Genomic DNA, 18,399 nt, shown 5'->3' with positions numbered 1-18,399 from the left:
GACGCGCGAAGACCCGAGGATCCATTCCGTGACTTCGAAGCGTTGCGACGGTTCAGAATTCTGCTCCTCTGCGCTTTACGATCAAGGTAACGGAATGGATCCTCGGGTCTGCGCTCCGCTTCGCGTCGCTCCGCCCGTGGATGACGAAGTCCCGGAGGCCACGGCCAACTTCCGACCTCTGCAATGATCATCGGATGGCTGTACGCTCGTACCGTCACTCAGCGGGCATTACCGCTTCACCCCTATCCACGTCGCAGTCTTTCGTCGCCAGCCGGCATTGGCCGGCGAGCACGGCGGCCAAAGCAATGGCGCCTGCCGCGACCGACACAAAGAACCCGTTCTGCGGTCCAAAAGTGTCGACCACCCAGCCGGCGGCGAAGGAGCCCAGCGCCATGCCGATTCCGATCCCGGTCGTCACCCAGGTGACGCCTTCGGTCAGCATCGCCGCCGGTACATGGCGCTCGATCAGGCCGAAGGCGGTGATGAAGGTCGGCGAGATCGCCACACCGCTGACGAAGACGGCGAGCGCCAGCGTCGGCACCGTATCGGCAAAGAGCAGCGGCAGCGTGGTGAGCGCGATAACGGCGACCGCGATCGCCAGTTGCCGCTGCAGCGGCGCCTTCAGGTTGAGCGCCCCGACGATGATGCCGAGCACGAAGGACCCCAGCGCATAGACGCCGATGACGATGCTCGCCGCCTCAGGCTGGCCTAGCTCTTTGGTGATGGCCACCGTGGTGACTTCCGTGGTCGCGAAGGTCGCGCCGACGAAGATCAGGGCAAAGGTGATGATCTGGACCGGCCGCAAGCGGATCGCCGAACCGGCCGCGCCATGCTCCGCCGGACGTACTGGCGGCTCCGTCGAACGCTGCAGCAGGAATGCCGCCGAGCCGAGAGCGAGCAGCAGCGTGCTCACCAGCATGCCGGCTTCCGGAAACAGCGCGGCGCTCAGGCCGACTGAGAGCGACGCGCCGGCGACATAGACCAATTCGTCCGCCGCCGATTCGAAGGCGAAGGCGGTGTTGAGCTCGGGGCGATTGCGGAAAATCTCGGTCCAGCGCGCCCTGACCAGCGCCGGAATGCTGGGCATGGCGGCGGCAAGCAGCGCGGACAGGAACAAGGTCCACACCGGCCAGTGCTGGTTCGCCGCCGCGATCAGGGTCGCGAAGGAAAGCACCGAAACAAGGGTCGTGGGCACGGCAACCCGGCTTTGGCCGAGCCGGTCCACGAGCCGCGAGATCTGCGGCGACAGGAAGGCGTTGACCAGCGCGTAGGTCGCCGAAACGGCGCCGGCCAGCCAGTATTCACCATGCGTCTGCGACAGCATCGCCACGATGCCGATCGGCGCCATGGCGATCGGCAGCCGTGCGATGAAGGCCGCCGCGGCAAAGCCTTTCGTGCCGGGAGCCTGGAAGATTTCCGAATAGGGGTTTCGCATGGTCCTGCTCCTCGACAAGGGAAGGCGCCGCAATTACATACGCAGCGTATGAACGTCAGATAGTTCATACGTCGTGTATGTCAATTGGCATACGTTGCGTATGTGAATAGGGCCAGAAGCAATGCACCGACCCCGCAAGGAGATGATCGCCGAGACGCGCGCCAAGCTGATCGCAGCCGCCCGCCACGCCTTCGGCACGATCGGCTACGCCGAGGCCTCGATGGACGATTTCACTGCCTCGGCTGGCCTGACGCGCGGCGCGCTCTATCATCACTTCGGCGACAAGAAGGGGCTGCTGCAGGCGGTGATCGCCGAGATCGACGGCGAGATGGCTGCGCGGGTGAACGAAGTTGCCGCGCGGGCGCCGACGCGATGGCAGCACTTCGTCGATGAATGCACCACCTATATCGAGATGGCGCTGGAGCCGGAGATCCAGCGCATCATGTTCCGCGACGGCCCGGCGGTGCTGGGCGATCCGGCGCAGTGGCCGAACGCCAACGCCTGCACGGCTTCAATGACCGATCACCTGACCAAGCTGCAGGAAGAGGGAGTCGTCGTTCCCGACCTCGACCCCGAGACCGCGGCGCGGCTGATCAACGGCGCCAGCAGCCAGGCCTCGCAACGCATCGCCAATTCGGACGAGCCGGAAGCGACATCGAAACAGGTGGTGGCGGCGTTCAAGCAACTGCTCGAAGGCTTGAAAAGTAAGTAGCATCCGGCAGGCGGATGAGGGGCAGCAACTTCTTCAATAATTGTCCCCCGCTCAAAATCGCGCCGACATTGACAATGGCAGGGGTGAGCGCATCCTTCCCGGCCATTCTCTGAGGCGGGGAGTCGGGGCCATGTGGGACTTCAGCATCGGCCGGTCGGTGTCCATCATGATGCGGACATGGCCGTTCATCGTCTTTCGTATGATCGTCTATTTCGGCATCACGGTCGCCTACATCATGGCGACCGGCACCGGCGCCAGCGTCGGCTATGGCGTCGGACACATCTCGACCGATCCCGACGGGCCGATGTCGTTTGCCTTATGGGGCGGCGTCGTCGGCTTCGGCGTCGTCTCGATCGCCGTCTACTGGATCCGCGAATACATCCTCTATGTGCTCAAGGCCGGCCACATCGCCGTCATGGTCCATCTGATCGACGGCCACGACGTTCCCGACGGCCAGAACCAGATCGCCTATGCGAAGGAGGTTGTCACCCAGCGCTTCGCCGAGGCCAACATCCTTTTCGTCGTCGACCAGCTGGTGAAGGGCGCCATCCGCGCCATCACCGGACTGCTCGGCGGCATCGCCGCCTTCCTGCCCATTCCAGGCTTGAGCGGCCTCGTCAGCTTCATCAACACAGTGATCCGCCTGTCGCTGACCTATGTCGACGAGATCATCCTCGGCTACAACATCCGCATCAATTCCAACTCGCCTTTCGAGACCGCCAGGCAAGGCGTCGTGCTCTACGCGCAGAACGGCAAGCACATGGTCAAGAACGCCGTCTGGCTGGCGGTGATCATGTGGGGTGTGTCCTTCGTCATCTTCCTGCTGATGCTGGCCCCGGCAGCCGCCATCCTCTGGGTCATGCCCGGTCAGCTCGCCGGCTGGGCCTTTGTGCTGGCAATCGTCTTTGCCTGGGCCTTCAAGGCGGCCTTCATCGAACCCTTCGCCATCGCTTCGCTGATGCAGGTGTATTTCGACACCATCGAGGGCCAGGTGCCCAATCCGGAGTGGGATCTGCGGCTGGCAGAGGCCTCGTCGAAATTCAGGGAGCTTCGCGACAAGGCCCTCGGCTCCTTCGGCGGCTCGCGCTGGGATGCGCCCCGGGCTGCTTGATCAGCAGCCTGACCTACGAAGGACAGCATGATCACGGCTTCGGCAGCTCTATGCCACGAAGCTTTGCAATCGCCGACTTGAGCGGCGCCTCGCCGGCGCCGCAAAAGGTCTCGCTCATCACCAGCTCGGGCAGCGACAGGCGCCGGCCCCAGCCATGCGCTTCGAGATCCGGCCGCGGCGCGAATTCCGAGACGCGGCCGACGCAGAGATAGGCGATCGGCGTGACATGCTCGGGAATCGACAAAAGCCGCTTCAGCGCCTCTGTCTCGATGATGCTCACCCAGCCGACGCCGACGCCCTCGGCCCGCGCCGCGAGCCAGAAGTTCTGCACCGCGCAGACGGTGCTGTAGAGGTCCATTTCCGGATTGTGCCAGCGCCCGAGCGGCGAGTTCTTCGAGCGCTGCCGGTCGCAGGTGACGCAGAGGTTGAGGGCGCTTTCGCAGATGCCCTCCAGCTTCAGCTTGCGGTAGAGCGCCTGCCGTTCTGCCTCGATCGCCGGCAATTCCAGCTCACGCGCGGCAAGGAACAGGTCGCGCACCTGCCGCCGCCGCTCGGAATCGCGGATGACGATGAAGTTCCATGGCTGCATATAGCCGACCGATGGCGCGTGGTGCGCGGCCGTCAGCAATCGCGCCAGCACGGCATCGTCGAGTTCGTCCGAAACGAAATGGCTGCGCACGTCCCGCCTGGTGAACATCGCCCGGTAGACGGCGTCGCGCGCCAATTGGTCAAAGTCATCGCCGCCGGTGGCGGCCGCTTGTGCCTGCATCGCTTTTTCCCTTGGCGATAAGCAGTCCTCCGCCTGACCATGCGGACGACCATGTCTGCCGGGCCGGTCTTCTGGCTTGGGATCGTCCCGCGTCCGGCGCCTTCCCGTCTGAGACAGTGGCTTTTGCCGGCGCGGTCCCCCTTACAGCGTTGGGCACGCCACGGAGTTCAACCGTGTTCCCGATTCTCCCGCGTTGCGGGCACCAGGCAGCGGCGCGACCTTATCGCGAAGCTTCGGCCGCGCCAATGCCGTCGGCGACATATCAAGACGCGATTTTCCCCAGCCATTCGGCGCTGAAACATGGCCATCCGGGCTAGGCATGCCTAGATTAGGCGCCATGACCACCCGTCTCTATACCCATCCGGTATTCCTGGAACACCTGACGCCGCCCGGCCACCCCGAGCGGCCGGACCGTTTGCGCGCCATCGAGCGCGTGCTGGACGACGAGGCTTTTTCGGCGCTCGACCGCGTCAAGGCGCCGGAAGGCGACGAGGCGACCATCCTTTATGCGCATCCGGCGGATTTTGTCGCCCGCATCCGTGCGGCCATCCCCGCGAGCGGCATCGTTTCGATCGATGCCGATACCAGCGCCAGCCCGAAGAGCTGGGAGGCCGCAGTGACCGCGATCGGCGCCGCCAATGCCGCGGTCGACGACGTCTTCGAAGGCCGAGCCGCCAATGTCTTCGTTGCCGCGCGTCCGCCCGGCCACCATGCCGAGAAAACGACCGCAATGGGCTTTTGCCTGTTCAACACCGCGGCGATCGCCGCCCGCCATGCGCAGAAGAAGCATCAGGCCGAGCGCGTCGCCATCGTCGACTGGGACGTGCATCACGGCAACGGCACGCAGGACATTTTCTGGGACGATCCGTCGGTCCTCTATTGCTCGACCCACCAGATGCCGCTTTATCCCGGCACCGGCGCCAAGAGCGAAACCGGCGCCGGCAACATCGTCAACGCGCCGCTTGCGCCGAGCAGCGGCAGCGAGACGTTTCGCGACGCGTTCCTGTCGCGCGTGCTGCCCTCTGTCGATGCGTTCGCCCCCGACCTGATCATCATTTCCGCCGGGTTCGATGCACACCATCGCGATCCGCTGGCCGAGATCAACCTGACCGAGGATGATTTCGACTGGGCGACCGGCCAGCTGATGGACCGCGCCGGGCGCCACAGCGGCAATCGGCTCGTCAGCCTGCTGGAGGGCGGCTACGATCTGCAGGGACTGGCATTTTCGGTCGCCGCCCATGTCGGGCGGCTGATGAAGGGATGAATTATGGCTGATGAAGCTAACCAGGACGTCAAGGCGATGAGCTTCGAACAGGCGCTCGACGCGCTGGAGAAGATCGTCGATGATCTGGAGCGCGGCGATGTCCCGCTCGACCAGTCGATCCGCATCTACGAGCGCGGCGAGGCGCTGAAGGCGCATTGCGATCGGCTGCTCAAGGCGGCCGAGGACAAGGTCGAGAAGATCAGGCTCTCGCGCGACGGCAAGCCGGTGGGAACGGAGCCGCTCGACGCCGAGTAAGCTGTATTGATATTCAGGTGAGGCCGGCCTGACCTGAATCTCAACACACCTTGGTGCATAATCTCGACGGCGGGAAACGATAGACAGGAGGCAAGCAAGCATGTGCCGCAACATCAAGACCCTGTTCAACTTCGAGCCGCCGGCGACCGACGACGAGGTCCATGACGCGGCGCTGCAGTTCGTGCGCAAGCTGAGCGGCTCGACCAAGCCGTCCAAGCGCAACGAGCATGCCTTCCACCACGCCGTCGAGGCGATCGCCGCCGCCGCGCGCGAGCTCATCGATTCGCTTGAGACGACGCAGGAGCCGCGCAATCGCGAGGAGGAGGCCGCCAAGGCGAAGGCCAGGTCCGCGCTCCGCTTCGCCTGAGGTCGTGACATGAGCTTCTTCCCGGGCAACGATCCCGAGGCCGGCGACGCCTTCGCCTGCGACCAGATCGAATTGATGGTCATCCCCAACGCCAAAGACATTGGCGGCTTCGAGGTCCGCCGGGCCTTGCCGACCGCAAAACGCAGGCTGGTCGGACCGTTCATCTTCTTCGACCGCATGGGGCCGGCGATCCTGCGCGCCGGCCACGCGATCGACGTGCGCCCGCATCCGCATATCGGGCTTTCCACCGTCACCTATCTGTTCGACGGCAGGATCAGGCATCGCGATTCGCTCGGCACCGAAATGGTGATCGCGCCCGGCGACGTGAACCTGATGACCGCCGGCCGCGGTATCGTTCATTCCGAGCGCACGCCCGAGGAATTGCGCGGCGCGCCGATGTCGATCTCCGGCCTGCAGACTTGGCTGGCGCTGCCGGATAGCCAGGAAGAGATCGCCCCGGTGTTCGCGAACACATCGGTGATCCGCCTGCCCGCGATCGATGCCGAAGGCGTCAGCGGCCGCGTCGTCATCGGCGAATTTTCCGGGCTGCGCTCGCCGGTCGAGACCGCCTCGGAGACGCTTTATGCCGATCTGCGGCTGGCGGCTGGCGCAAGCGTGAAAATCCCCGCCGATGCCGAGGAACGCGCCATCTATACGCTGGAAGGCGAGGTTTCGATCGCCGGAGATCGTTTTCCGGCTGAGCGGCTTCTGGTGTTCAAACCGGGCGAGGAAATCGTCGTCTCGTCCGAGCGCGGCGCGCATTTCATGCTGTTCGGCGGAGCGTCGCTGGGTTCCAAGCGTTATATCTGGTGGAATTTCGTTTCGTCCTCGAAGGAACGCATCGAGCAGGCCAAAGAAGAATGGAAGACGGGCCGCTTTGATATCGTTCCTGGCGATGAGGAAGAATTCATTCCGCTGCCAGAAGGTTAGAGCAGGATGGACGTCCTGCGCCAACCGCGTCACTGCACGCATTTACTGGCGCCCGTCAGCCATTCTGCGTAAGTATCTAAAGCGCATATTTTTGAAGGTTAACCCAAGGTTAAGTACATGAACAGGCCCGTCCCAAAGTGAACCCGAAGCCTGACACGCCGCTCCTCGACAAGGTCCGCATTCCTGCGGATTTGCGGGCGCTCGAGGAAAGCGAGCTGCCGCAGCTGGCGAGCGAACTGCGCACCGAGTTGATCGACGCCGTGTCGCACACGGGCGGCCATCTTGGCGCCGGGCTGGGCGTGGTCGAGCTGACGGTTGCGCTGCACTACGTCTTCAACACGCCGCAGGACCGGCTGATCTGGGATGTCGGCCATCAGGCCTATCCGCACAAGATCCTGACCGGCCGCCGCGACCGCATCCGCACGCTTCGCCAGGAGGGCGGCCTCTCCGGCTTCACCCGGCGGGCCGAGAGCGAATACGACCCCTTCGGCGCTGCGCATTCCTCGACCTCGATTTCCGCCGGTCTCGGCATGGCCATGGGCCGCGACCTTTCGGGCGGCCGCAACAACGTCATCGCCGTCATCGGCGACGGCGCCATGTCCGCCGGCATGGCCTATGAGGCGATGAACAATGCCGGCGCGCTCAATGCCCGCCTCATCGTCATCCTCAACGACAACGATATGTCGATCGCCCCGCCGACCGGCGCGATGAGCGCCTATCTGGCCCGGCTCGCCTCCGGCAAGGCCTATCTCGGCCTGCGCGATTTCGGCAAGAAGCTGACCTCCTATCTCGGCAAGCGCGCCGACAGCGCCATCACGCGCGCCGTCGAGCACGCGCGCGGCTATGTCACTGGCGGCACGCTGTTCGAGGAAATGGGCTTTTTCCACATCGGCCCGATCGACGGACACAATCTGGAGCACCTGATCCCGGTGCTGAGGAACGTTCGCGACAATGCCGACGGCCCGGTGCTGATCCATGTCGTGACCCAGAAGGGCAAGGGCTACGCGCCGGCGGAAGCCGCCGCCGACAAATATCACGGCGTCAACAAGTTCGACGTCATCACCGGCGCGCAGGCCAAGGCGCCGGCCAACGCGCCGAGCTACACCAAGGTCTTCGCCGAAAGCCTGATCCAGGAGGCGCGCGAGGACGACCGCATTGTGGCGATCACCGCCGCCATGCCGAGCGGCACCGGCCTCGACCTCTTCGGCGAGGTGTTCCCGACCAGGACCTTCGACGTCGGCATCGCCGAACAGCACGCGGTGACCTTCGCCGCTGGGCTCGCGACCGAAGGCTACAAGCCCTTCGCCGCTATCTATTCGACCTTCCTGCAGCGCGCCTACGACCAGGTCGTGCATGACGTGGCGATCCAGAAACTGCCGGTGCGTTTCCCGATCGACCGCGCCGGCTTCGTCGGCGCCGATGGCGCCACCCATTGCGGCGCCTTCGACACCACCTTCCTGGCCTCGCTGCCTGGCTTCGTGGTCATGGCCGCCGCCGACGAGGCGGAGCTACGCCATATGGTGCGCACCGCAGCCGACTACGATGGCGGCCCGATCGCCTTCCGCTATCCGCGCGGCAATGGCGTCGGCGTCGACATGCCTGAGCGCGGCTCGGTGCTTGAAATCGGCAAGGGCCGCATCCTGAAGGAAGGCACCAAGGTGGCGCTTCTCTCCTTCGGCACGCGGCTGCAGGATTGCCTGCTGGCGGCGGAAGAGCTCGGCGCGGCGGGCCTTTCCACCACCGTCGCCGACGCCCGCTTCGCCAAGCCGCTGGACGAGGATCTCATCCGCCGCCTCGCGCGCTCGCACGAGGTGCTGGTGACCGTGGAGGAAGGCGCGGTCGGTGGCTTCGCCAGCCAGGTGCTGCATTTCCTCGCCCATGAAGGGCTCTTGGAAAACGGCCTCAAGGTCCGCCCGCTGATCCTGCCCGATGAATTCACCGATCACGCCAAGCCCGAAAAGATGTATGCCGACGCGGGCCTCGACACCGCCGGCATCGTGCGCACCGTCTTCGCCGCCCTTGGCCATGGCGTTCAGGCGCAGCGCGCCTGAATCGAAATCTCAACGTGCTGAAGCTCTTTGCCGGCTTCGGAAGCAATTCCAGTAAAAATGTTAGGCGGTTTTACGTCCCTAATTGCGTTAAGCTGGAATCGTAACTATTTGTTAACGCTTCTGTTTTGCGGTTCGGTTACCGTATCTTTTGGCCGATTTTCAACGGCGCCCTGGTAAGACCTTGGTCTGAGGCAGGGAGATAAGAACAATGAAATCGTTGCTTTGCGGCATGGCCCTTTCAATGGCCGTGGCCGCGCCGGTGGCAGCCGAAACGCGTTATGACCGCAACCTCGAAAAGGCAGTGGTCGACATCGTCGCCGGCAAGATCGGCAAGATCCGCGGCGGCTTTTCCTACAGGCAGGTTCCTCAACTCGTGGTGCTGCCGGACGCCGCACCGGCCGCGCCCGTTTCGGTTGAGCCGCGCAAGCAGGCTTCCAACAATGACGGCCTGATGCCGGCCGTCGAGCGCCCGGTCTCGCGGACGGTTTTCTAAAACCACATATCGCGCACGCAGCGGCCGTCGCGCGGCAGGTCGTCGAATGTTTCGAGACCGTCGAAATGGTCGATCGGCAGGTCGGCGACGGCCTCCGGCGGCGCCAGCCTGACATTGACGGCAATACGGGTACGGCCACTGGAGCTGGAGCGCAAACCGCGCCAGGCGAGCACGCAGGCGCATTTCGGGCAGAACAGGATTTCGAGCGCGGGCTCGGTCACTTCGGCACGCCTATAGGAACTCACCGGTCCCGCAACGCGGATGCGCTCGTCGACATAGTCGTAGGCCCAGAGCGTGCCATAGCGGCGGCAAAGCGTGCAGTTGCAGGCCGTGATCGGGCCCGGATCGCCTTCCAGGGTCCAGTGGGCAGCGCCACAATGGCAGGTTCCCTTCAGCATCGCGTCCTCCCAAGGTGAAACGGCTTTTCGCCTCCGCATTCTGCCGCGTCATGCGCCATATTCAACACGCTGCCATTGCCTTCGCGGCTTGGTTTCGCCAATGAAGGCCGATGAACTCTCCGTTGCCAGCCAGCCAGCGCCAGCGGCTCGACGAATTGCTCGTCGAGCGCGGCCTGTTCGCCAGCCGTTCGCGCGCCCGCGACGCGATCGAGCGCGGCACGGTCACCGTCGACGGTGCTGTTGCCCGCAAGCCCGGCCAATCCGTCGTGCCGGACTGCCTCGTCGCCATCGACGATCCCGCGCAGGCCTATGTGTCGCGCGCGGCGCTGAAGCTGATTGCCGGCCTCGATCATTTCGGGCTCGATGCCTCGGGCAGCGAAGCGCTCGACATCGGCGCCTCGACCGGCGGCTTCACCCAGGTGCTGCTCGAGCGCGGCGCTGCCCATGTCACGGCGATCGATGTCGGCCATGGCCAGATCCATCCCGACATTGCCGGCGATCCTCGTGTGACGGTGATCGAAGGGCTGAACGCCCGCGACCTGACCGCCGCCGATCTCGGCGGCCATATCCCGGATTTCCTCGTCTGCGACGTCAGCTTCATCTCGCTGAAGCTGGCGCTGCCGCCGGCGCTCGCCTTGGCGGGCGAGGGCGCCAGGGCGCTGCTTTTGGTCAAGCCGCAATTCGAAGCCGGCCGCGAAGCCATCGGCAAGGGCGGGCTGCTCAAGGACCCAGGCGATGCCGAGCATGTTGCCGTCGATTTGCGCGACTGGCTTGCCGCTGTGTCGGGCTGGCGCGTGCTCGGGCTGCACCCGTCGCCGATCGCAGGCGGCGATGGCAATCGCGAATTCCTGCTTGCCGCGATCAAGGACGCGGGGTCGAAATGAGCGCGCGCTTCACTATCGCCAGGCTTGGCGCGCAGGGCGACGGCATCGCCGCTGCCGACGGCGGCGAGGTCTTCATCCCGTTCACGCTGCCGGGCGAGACGGTCACCGCGGCGCGCCAGAAGGATCGCGCGGCACTGATGTCGGTTCTGGAAGCCTCGCCGCTCCGGGTCGAGCCGCCCTGCCGGCATTTCACCGAATGCGGCGGCTGCGCGCTGCAGCATTTCGAGGCCGAGGCCTATCGCAAATGGAAGCGCGAGCGGGTGGTGCAGGCGCTGAAGGCCAAGGGCATCGCCTGCGAGATCGAGGCGCTGGCGCCATGCGCGCCGCACACCCGGCGCCGCGTCGTCTTCAGCGCCCGGCGTACCGATGCCGGCATGCTGCTCGGCTTCGTGCGCGCGCTTTCTTCCGAGATCATCCCGATCGAGGAATGCCCGATCTCGCTGCCGGCGATCGTTGCGTCGCTCAGTCGCCTGCGGCGGCTGGCCGATCTGGTTTGCGCGACGCCGAAAGCCTTCCATATGACGGTCACCGTCACGGCGTCCGGCCTCGACGTCGCCGTCCAGGATGCCGGCAAGCTTGGCGAGAACCAGCGCCGCATCGCCTCCAATTTCGTGATGGCCGAGGGTTTGGCGAGGCTTTCCGTAGATGGCGAGATCATCGTCGAGCCGAAGAAGCCGGTGGTGCAGTTTGGATCGGTCGCCGTCGCCGTCCCGCCGGGCGCCTTCCTGCAGGCGACGGAGGCCGCCGAGCAGGCGATGGCCGGTCTCGTCGGCCAGCACCTTTCGCGGGCGAAGAAGGTCGCCGACCTGTTTGCCGGCTGTGGCAGCTTCGCGCTCAGGCTCGCGGCGAAGTCGGAGGTCCATGCGGTGGAGGGAGACGCGCCGGCGCTCGCGGCGCTCGACCGCGCCTTCCGTTTCGCCAGCGGCCTCAAGCGGGTAACCAGCGAGCGCCGTGACCTCTTCCGGCGGCCGCTGACCTTCAAGGAATTGAACGGCTTCGACGCTCTGGTCTTCGATCCGCCGCGTGCCGGCGCCGAGGATCAGTCGAAGCAGATCGCCCGTTCGGACGTGCCGCTGGTCGCTGCCGTGTCCTGCAATCCGGTGACGCTGGCGCGCGACCTGCGCATTCTCCTCGACGGCGGCTATCAACTGAAGAGCGTGACGCCGATCGACCAGTTCCTGTGGTCGCCGCATGTCGAGGCCGTCGCGCTGCTGGAGAAACCGAGACGACGCCGGTAGTTCACAACCGGTGGTTCGCGGAAATTTTCTGAAGCCTCTGTTCTTTCGGCGAAATTGCGCCCTAAAGGCGCCTTTATGCGGGCTCTTAATTTTGCGCTTTAGGGAAACATTCCTGCCTCTGCGGCGTTACTAATATGAGCGGATGGCGATAACGGACGGCGGATTGCAGTGCAGACGCTTCGGAAGTTCATAAGCTTGGTCGTCGTTCTCATCGCGTTCGCCGCCGTGTCTGCGACGGGTGCGCTCGCGCAGGAGCAAAAACGCCTCGCTTTCGTCATCGGCAACGGCGCCTATCAGTCCGGCCAGCTCGCGACTGCCGCCAATGACGCCGGCCTGATCGCGCAAACTTTGCAGGCGGCAGGATTCGACGTGGTCGGCGCGCGTGATGTCGATCAGGACTCGTTGCGCGGTGCGCTGCGCGACTTCCTCGGCAAGGTTTCTGCCGCCGGTCCCGACGCGGTCGTCTTCGTCTATCTCGCCGGCCACGGCGTGCAGTTCGAGGGCGAGAATTACTTCCTACCAGTCGATGCCCAGATCGCCAGTCCGGCGGACGTGCCGCTTCAGGCGATGCGGCTCTCCGATGTCACCAGGTCGCTGGCCGGATTACCGACGAAGGTAAACATCGTCGTGCTCGACGCGGCGCGGCCCAATGCCTTCCCGAAGATGAGCCAGCCTCTGGCCGGTGGCCTCGCGCTGGTCGATCCCGACCCGAACATGCTGATTGCGTTCAACGCGGCTCCGGGAACGGTCGCGCCGGAAGGCAAGGGCCCCTACGACGCCTATGCTCAGGCCCTCGCCGAGATGATCCGCGAAGGCGGCTTGTCGCTCGACGAAGTCTTCGACCGCACACGTCTGCGCGTCAACGAGGTGACGCAAGGCGCGGAAGTGCCGTGGAACGCCTCGAAGATCACCACGTCGTTCGTTTTCTTCGATCGTGCTGCGGACGCGCCCGCGCCCAGGGTTTCGGAGGCCGAATCCCGGTCCAACCGGACCAGAGCGATCCGTGATTTCAACGCTCGTGACGCTTATGTCGCGGCTCTCGACCGCGACACGATGCGCGGCTACGAGGATTTCCTCGTCGCCTATCCACACGATCCGATGGCTAAGCGCGTGCGCGCTATCATCGCTGCGCGGCGCGAGGCGATCACCTGGCGCGAGACCTGGCTGCAGGACACGCCCGAAGCCTACTGGTCCTACCTGGAGCGCTACCCGCATGGCCCGCATGCGTGGGACGCGCGCCGGCGGCTTGAACATTTCGATGCTGCCCTGGAGCCGCCGGAGGAGTTCACCGTCATTGTCTATGATGTGTCGCCGCCGCCGGAGGAGGAAATCATCTATGTCGATAGGCCGGTGCTCTATTTCGACGATCCCGATTTCGACTTCGAGCCGCCGCCGCCGATCACTGTGATCTTCCTGCCGCCGCCGCCGCCGGAATTCGTCGTGCTTGAGCCACCGCCGCCGCCGGTCGACATCTTCGTGCTGCCGACGCCGGTGTTCGTGCCGATACCCGTGTTCATCAACCCACCGCGCCACATCGTGCGGCCGCCGAACGACATCATCTTCAACAACATCCACAACACGACCGTCATCAACAACATCAATACGACGATCAAAAACGAGACCATCAATCGGGCGGCGCAGCCTAGCGCCGGTATCCAGGTGGACCGCAGAACAGGCCAGAAGACGATGGAAGGCGCCGTTGGTGCCCGCGCGGATGCGCTGGCGGCCAAGGTCGCGTTGCCGCCGCTTCTGCAGAAGAGGGCGGCCAAGGTCCGTCAGGCCCCATCCAATCAGCAACAGGGCGCCTTGCCGCCGAAGCCTGGCCAGCGTGTTATCCAGCGCCAGCAGCCTGGCACAGCGACTCCGCAGCCGGAGACCCTGTCCAGAACCGGCAAGCTCTCAACCGATCACGCCTTGCCCGGAGCCAATGGCAAGAGGCTGCCGCTCGTCAACGGCAAGCCGGCGCTGAATGGCGAGAATTTGCCAAGCAACAAGTCCAGGAAGCAGCTCGGTAAGCAAGGCATAGTAGGCGGCAACCAGGAGGCGACGGGAAATGCCGGTGCCACCGTGACCGGAGAGCAGGACACCGGTCAGCGGAAGGGCAAAAAGCTCCGCAAGCTGCCCACCGTCAACGGCATGCCGGCCGACAACGGGCAGAACGCGCAGGAGAAGTTCAGGCAGAACAATCCCAAGGCATTATCCGATCGCAACAATGGCAAGCCGAGGAAGCTGACGCGCAAGGATTTGTCCGCAGGCCAGTCCGTTGTCGAACCGAACGATCAAGGTTCGGCCGGCGCACGCGAAAGGGGCAGGAAGTTCCGCAAGCTGCCTGCCGTCAACGAGATGCCGGCCGAGAACCGGCCGAGCGTGCGCGAGCGACTCAGGAGGAACAATCCCGACGTGTTCTCCGATGAAAATCAGGGCTCCGCCAACGCCAAGAGCAGGAAGTTCCGCAGGCTGCCGACCGTCAACGGTGAGCCGGCCGACAACGAGCCGAGCATCCAGAAGCGGCTCAGGAGGAACAATCCGACCGTGTTCTCCGACGAGAATCAGGGCTCGGTCAGCGGAAACGACAGGCGCAGGATGTTGCGCCGGCTGCAGAACGAAGAAGGGGCCGGCGGCCCGGAGGTCAACGTCCAGCGCAACTTCAAGGTCAACAGGCCGAACGAGAATGCGCAGCGCCAGTTCAGGCAGGAAAGGCCTGACGAGCAGGTGCTGCGGCGGCAGAGATCGGAGCCACGGCCGGAATTCCGTTCGCAGCCGAGACCGCAGATGCAAGAACGGCGTCTCCCGCAGGAGCAACCGCAGCTCAAGAAGAAGCCTTCTTGCGGACAGCAGGGCGAGCCGGCCTGCAACCAGTAGGCTGGCGCGGTCGGACCTGCGCCTTACCTTTGCGAACCGATTTTTCGGCCATGAACTTGCAAGGCAGGGGCGCCGGTCTGTAGCGCGTATCAACCGTCAAAAGCGGAATGTCTAGGCTAAAGCAGGTCGCGTGAAAAAGGATTCACGCGACCTTGCTTTAGGTTCTTGATTTTAGGCATGTCTTCGTCCCGAAACCGGGCCCACTTTCGGGAGATATGCTTTAGGCTCTCGCAGGCCGCTCAGCCTGCACGCCTGGCGGCGTCCGTCAGGTTTTCGGCGTGCCGCCGCGCTGGTTGATCGACACCCAGATGTTCGGGTTCTGCTGCGACTGGCGTTTCAGGAAATAATAGCCGGTCGCGTTCCAGGGCCTGATTTCATCGACCAGATTGTCGAGCACGAGATCGCCCTTATCCGTCTTCACCGTCAGTATGGTGTGACCCTCATTGTTGAGGTCGCGCACCACGGTCATCAGCAGCGCCTGCCTGGGAAACCCCGCTTCCATGAGAAGCTTGCGCTTGTAGAGCGCGTAAATCTTGCAGTCGCCCTTGCCGTCCACCGGATAGTCCCAGTGGTCCATCATCGTGCCCCAGTGATCGTAATTGCTGACGGGCTTGATGGCGCGGTTCGCCTTTTGGTTTATCCGCTTGAGGGTGCGCAGGTTCTGCGCGGTCAGCTTGACGTGAGCGGCCGGCAAAGCCGCCACCTTGCATTCTTTCGGCCGGCGGCCGCAGAAATCGAGCCAGCCATAGGGAACGCTGGTGCGCCCCCCGACCGAGGCGGAGCGAACGCTATCTGCGGAAGACTGAGTCGATGGCCGCTTGAACAGTGTCGACTGCGCCGCTGCCGTGTCTACGGATAGCGACGTCGTACCAATCAACGAAACGAGGCCGAGGAGGAAAGAAGAGGTCAGGACGCCAGGGAAACGCAGCACTGCCAACACCGCAACGAGAAGACTGGTGACGAGTTAACGCGGAAACGGCGGTCCAATCAATTGAACAATTAATAATTTCCTAACATGATCGTGTTCGCGTCCGACGAGGCCGCTACGCCTCTTCAAGGATTGGCATCAATCGCGAGCGTGGCGCCGCTGCGCTTCGGCAAGGACGCCGGCGTCCATTTCTTCCAGCGTCTTCGCACCATGCGGCAGGACGCCAAACACGTCCTCCGGCCGCGTCGGCGCAAAGGCCGGCACCGGCCTCAAAAGAACGCCCTCTGGCGTGTCTTCGACCTGCAGGTGCGTGCCAGCAGCCCAGCCCCTTCGTTCCCGTATGGCGCTGGGCAGGGTCACCTGTCCCTTGGTCGAGACGGTCGTAGTGAGTTTTTTGGAGCCGGTCATTTGGGCTTGATAATACCGAAACGGCCCCCATGCCTCAAACCCTGGTGCCGCCCACCGTCATCTGGTTCATCCTCAGATGCGGCTGGCCGACGCCGACAGGCACGCCCTGTCCAGCCTTGCCGCACATGCCGATGCCGTTGTCGAGCTTCATGTCGTTGCCGACCATGGTGACGCGATGCATGGCATCCGGCCCATTGCCGATCAGCATCGCACCCTTGATCGGCTGCGTCACCTTGCCGTCCTCGATCATGTAGGCCTCGGTGCAGCCGAACACGAATTTTCCCGAGGTGATGTCGACCTGGCCGCCGCCGAAGGAGACGGCATAGATGCCGTTCTTGACCGAGGCGATGATCTCTTCCGGCGGCATGTCGCCCGCGGTCATGTAGGTGTTGGTCATGCGCGGCATCGGCTGATGCGCGTAGCCCTCGCGGCGGCCGTTGCCCGTCGCCTTCATGCCCATCAGACGAGCGTTCTGGCGGTCCTGCATGTAGCCGACCAGTCTGCCGTCCTCGATCAGCACGTTGCGCGCCGAAGGTGTTCCTTCGTCGTCGACGGTGAGCGAGCCGCGCCGCTCGGCGATCGTGCCGTCATCGACCACGGTGACGCCCTTTGCCGCGACCTGCTGACCCATAAGGCCGGCGAAGGCCGAGGTCTTCTTGCGGTTGAAGTCTCCTTCCAGCCCATGGCCGACCGCCTCGTGCAGCATCACGCCCGGCCAGCCGCTGGAAAGCACGATGTCGAAAGTGCCCGCCGGCGCCGGTACGGCCTCGAGATTGACCAGCGCCTGCCTCAGCGCCTCGCCCGCGGCGTGCTTCCAACTCTCCTCGGTGAGGAACTCGCCAAAGCTCTTGCGGCCGCCCATGCCGTAGGAGCCGCTCTCCTGCCGGTCGCCGTCGCCGACCACCACCGAGACGTTGATCCTGACCAGTGGGCGGATATCGCGCACCACCTGGCCGTCGCCGCGCACGATCTCGACATGCTGCCAGGAGGCCGCGAGCGAAGCCGTCACCTGGCGTACGCGCGGATCGGCGGCGCGCAGCCAGGCGTCGATCTCCTGCAACAGCTTGGCCTTGGCCTCGAAACTGGGCGAAGGGATGGGGTTCTCGTCGCCATAGAGGTGGCGATTGGTGCGGGCGGGCGCCGCGGCGAGCGTACCGGAGTAACCGCCCTTGACCGCCGAGACGGCATCGGCCGCGCGCAGCAGCGAGGCTTCGGAAAGATCGCTGGAATGGGCATAGCCGCTGGCTTCGCCTGCGACGGCGCGCAAGCCAAAACCCTGGTCGGTGTTGAAATTGGCCGTCTTCAGCCGGCCGTTGTCGAACATCAGCGCTTCGCTCTCGCTGTATTCGAGAAACAGTTCGCCGTCGTCGGCGCCCTTGATGGTGTCGGCGACGATCTCTTTGACGCGGTCGTCGGAAATGTCGAATTGGCCGATCAGGCTGTTCATGGCAGGGCTGTCCGCTGGCGGTTTCGTCTTTCCCCGATGTAGGGGCGAAGACAGGTCAAGACAATCGCCGCCGTTCACACGGGATCGTCGTCGCCGCGGGCCGGCTGACGACCGCATTGCAACGCAGGGCTCAGGGCAGGGCGGCGAAGCCTTCGGCGAATCCCTTCAGATCGACGGGAATGCCGATGCCTTCCTCCGGCGTCTGGAACACGATGAAGGTGGCCGAGGTGCCGCTCTTCAGCGTGTCGAGCAGCGGCTTCTCGAGGATCACTTCCGCATAGCAGCCGTCCTGGAAGCAGCGCACGAAATAGGCGCGGCCGATGTCCTTGCCGTCGACATTGAGGCCAAGCCCGTTGGGCAAGAGCACGCCGAGCGGCGCCAGCACCCGCAGGATCTCGGCCTTGTTGTCGGCGGTGCGCAGCACCACCACCGAAAGCCCCATTTCCGGACGGTCCTCGGCGACGACGTTCTGCATCATCACGCATTGCTCGGAGGTCGCGCCGGCCGGCGTGTCGCAGATGATCGACCACGCTCCATGCGTCGACTTGACCGTGCCGCTGGGCGGCGCGGCGGTCTGAGGCGGCGCGGCGCTCGCCACGCCGGTCAGGCCGGCGCCAAGCAAGGCGGCAAGGAAGACGACCTTCGCCAAGGGTCTCGAAAGCCAGGAAGTCATGACGGCTCCATTGCGAATCAGGGCACTTTAAGCTGCGCCAAGGCCAAGTAAAGGACGAGACCGTCGCCGGCCCGCCCAGATACCGGCAATTACGCGCTTTTCCAGAGCAAATTCGCCCGAATTGCGACCGCCCCGCGCGCACCGCCCCGATGGCCGGGGATGCCCTTTAGGTTG

General features: G+C 64.5%; 18 protein-coding genes and 1 riboswitch. Of the genes, 11 read left to right on the top strand and 7 right to left on the bottom strand.

Annotated features, from left to right (window positions below; translation table 11 throughout):
• Nucleotides 1–214 precede the first annotated feature (214 nt).
• Nucleotides 215–1,435, bottom strand: a complete 1,221-nt coding sequence (locus EJ071_RS32275) for an MFS transporter (protein WP_126101469.1) — start codon at nt 1,433–1,435, stop codon at nt 215–217.
• 121 nt (nt 1,436–1,556) lie between these two features.
• Between EJ071_RS32275 and EJ071_RS32270 the strand changes: the two genes are divergently transcribed.
• Nucleotides 1,557–2,147 carry a TetR/AcrR family transcriptional regulator gene (locus EJ071_RS32270; RefSeq protein WP_126101468.1) on the top strand — a complete coding sequence of 197 codons (591 nt, stop codon included), beginning with the start codon at nt 1,557–1,559 and terminating at the stop codon, nt 2,145–2,147.
• A gap of 130 nt (nt 2,148–2,277) precedes the next feature.
• Complete coding sequence (locus EJ071_RS32265) at nt 2,278–3,258, top strand: hypothetical protein (protein ID WP_126101467.1); 981 nt, start codon at nt 2,278–2,280, stop codon at nt 3,256–3,258.
• Nucleotides 3,259–3,289: 31 nt separating this feature from the next.
• Here EJ071_RS32265 and bluB read toward each other — a convergent pair whose 3' ends face one another.
• On the bottom strand, nt 3,290–4,027 hold the full coding sequence (gene bluB / locus EJ071_RS32260) for a 5,6-dimethylbenzimidazole synthase (protein WP_126101466.1): 738 nt from the start codon (nt 4,025–4,027) through the stop codon (nt 3,290–3,292).
• A gap of 43 nt (nt 4,028–4,070) precedes the next feature.
• Nucleotides 4,071–4,249, bottom strand: a riboswitch (cobalamin riboswitch).
• Nucleotides 4,250–4,364: 115 nt separating this feature from the next.
• Here bluB and EJ071_RS32255 point away from each other — a divergent pair.
• The 6 genes from EJ071_RS32255 to EJ071_RS32230 all read left to right on the top strand — a co-directional run bounded on the left by EJ071_RS32255 (nt 4,365) and on the right by EJ071_RS32230 (nt 9,387).
• Nucleotides 4,365–5,291: a histone deacetylase family protein gene (locus EJ071_RS32255; RefSeq protein ID WP_126101465.1), complete on the top strand. Its 927-nt coding sequence runs from the start codon at nt 4,365–4,367 to the stop codon at nt 5,289–5,291.
• A gap of 3 nt (nt 5,292–5,294) precedes the next feature.
• Nucleotides 5,295–5,546 (top strand): exodeoxyribonuclease VII small subunit, encoded by a 252-nt coding sequence (locus EJ071_RS32250; RefSeq protein ID WP_126101464.1) that lies wholly within the window; start codon nt 5,295–5,297, stop codon nt 5,544–5,546.
• 100 nt (nt 5,547–5,646) lie between these two features.
• On the top strand, nt 5,647–5,913 hold the full coding sequence (locus EJ071_RS32245; RefSeq protein ID WP_126101463.1) for a DUF2277 domain-containing protein: 267 nt from the start codon (nt 5,647–5,649) through the stop codon (nt 5,911–5,913).
• Nucleotides 5,914–5,922: 9 nt separating this feature from the next.
• Nucleotides 5,923–6,843 (top strand): pirin family protein, encoded by a 921-nt coding sequence (locus tag EJ071_RS32240; protein ID WP_126101462.1) that lies wholly within the window; start codon nt 5,923–5,925, stop codon nt 6,841–6,843.
• A 137-nt stretch (nt 6,844–6,980) separates the two neighbouring features.
• Complete coding sequence (gene dxs, locus EJ071_RS32235) at nt 6,981–8,894, top strand: 1-deoxy-D-xylulose-5-phosphate synthase (protein ID WP_126101461.1); 1,914 nt, start codon at nt 6,981–6,983, stop codon at nt 8,892–8,894.
• A gap of 208 nt (nt 8,895–9,102) precedes the next feature.
• Nucleotides 9,103–9,387, top strand: a complete 285-nt coding sequence (locus EJ071_RS32230; RefSeq protein ID WP_126101460.1) for a hypothetical protein — start codon at nt 9,103–9,105, stop codon at nt 9,385–9,387.
• Here EJ071_RS32230 and EJ071_RS32225 read toward each other — a convergent pair.
• A complete protein-coding gene (locus tag EJ071_RS32225; RefSeq protein ID WP_126101459.1) occupies nt 9,384–9,785 on the bottom strand; it encodes a GFA family protein in 402 nt (133 codons plus the stop codon). The genes EJ071_RS32230 and EJ071_RS32225 overlap by 4 nt on opposite strands.
• 110 nt (nt 9,786–9,895) lie before the next feature.
• Here EJ071_RS32225 and EJ071_RS32220 point away from each other — a divergent pair, with 110 nt between their 5' ends.
• From EJ071_RS32220 to EJ071_RS32210, 3 genes are all read left to right on the top strand, one after another.
• Nucleotides 9,896–10,669: a TlyA family RNA methyltransferase gene (locus EJ071_RS32220; RefSeq protein WP_126101458.1), complete on the top strand. Its 774-nt coding sequence runs from the start codon at nt 9,896–9,898 to the stop codon at nt 10,667–10,669.
• Nucleotides 10,666–11,907 (top strand): class I SAM-dependent RNA methyltransferase, encoded by a 1,242-nt coding sequence (locus tag EJ071_RS32215; protein ID WP_126101457.1) that lies wholly within the window; start codon nt 10,666–10,668, stop codon nt 11,905–11,907. Before EJ071_RS32220 ends, EJ071_RS32215 begins: the two co-directional genes overlap by 4 nt.
• A 195-nt stretch (nt 11,908–12,102) precedes the next feature.
• Nucleotides 12,103–14,769, top strand: a complete 2,667-nt coding sequence (locus EJ071_RS32210) for a caspase domain-containing protein (protein ID WP_245460052.1) — start codon at nt 12,103–12,105, stop codon at nt 14,767–14,769.
• Nucleotides 14,770–15,034: 265 nt separating this feature from the next.
• Here the strand turns inward: EJ071_RS32210 and EJ071_RS32205 are convergent, their stop codons facing one another.
• From EJ071_RS32205 to EJ071_RS32190, 4 genes are all read right to left on the bottom strand, one after another.
• On the bottom strand, nt 15,035–15,700 hold the full coding sequence (locus tag EJ071_RS32205; RefSeq protein ID WP_189521314.1) for a transglutaminase-like cysteine peptidase: 666 nt from the start codon (nt 15,698–15,700) through the stop codon (nt 15,035–15,037).
• A 135-nt stretch (nt 15,701–15,835) separates the two neighbouring features.
• Nucleotides 15,836–16,105 (bottom strand): AbrB/MazE/SpoVT family DNA-binding domain-containing protein, encoded by a 270-nt coding sequence (locus EJ071_RS32200; protein ID WP_126101455.1) that lies wholly within the window; start codon nt 16,103–16,105, stop codon nt 15,836–15,838.
• Nucleotides 16,106–16,139: 34 nt separating this feature from the next.
• The gene (gene tldD / locus EJ071_RS32195) at nt 16,140–17,552 is read right to left on the bottom strand and encodes a metalloprotease TldD (RefSeq protein ID WP_126101454.1); all 1,413 of its coding nucleotides are present in this window, start codon (nt 17,550–17,552) and stop codon (nt 16,140–16,142) included.
• A gap of 130 nt (nt 17,553–17,682) precedes the next feature.
• On the bottom strand, nt 17,683–18,225 hold the full coding sequence (locus EJ071_RS32190; RefSeq protein WP_126101453.1) for an invasion associated locus B family protein: 543 nt from the start codon (nt 18,223–18,225) through the stop codon (nt 17,683–17,685).
• Nucleotides 18,226–18,399 lie beyond the last annotated feature (174 nt).

Origin of the sequence: Mesorhizobium sp. M1B.F.Ca.ET.045.04.1.1, assembly GCF_003952465.1 — a bacterium.
GTDB lineage: Bacteria > Pseudomonadota > Alphaproteobacteria > Rhizobiales > Rhizobiaceae > Mesorhizobium > Mesorhizobium shonense.
This window is presented reverse-complemented; position numbering and strand designations above follow the sequence as displayed.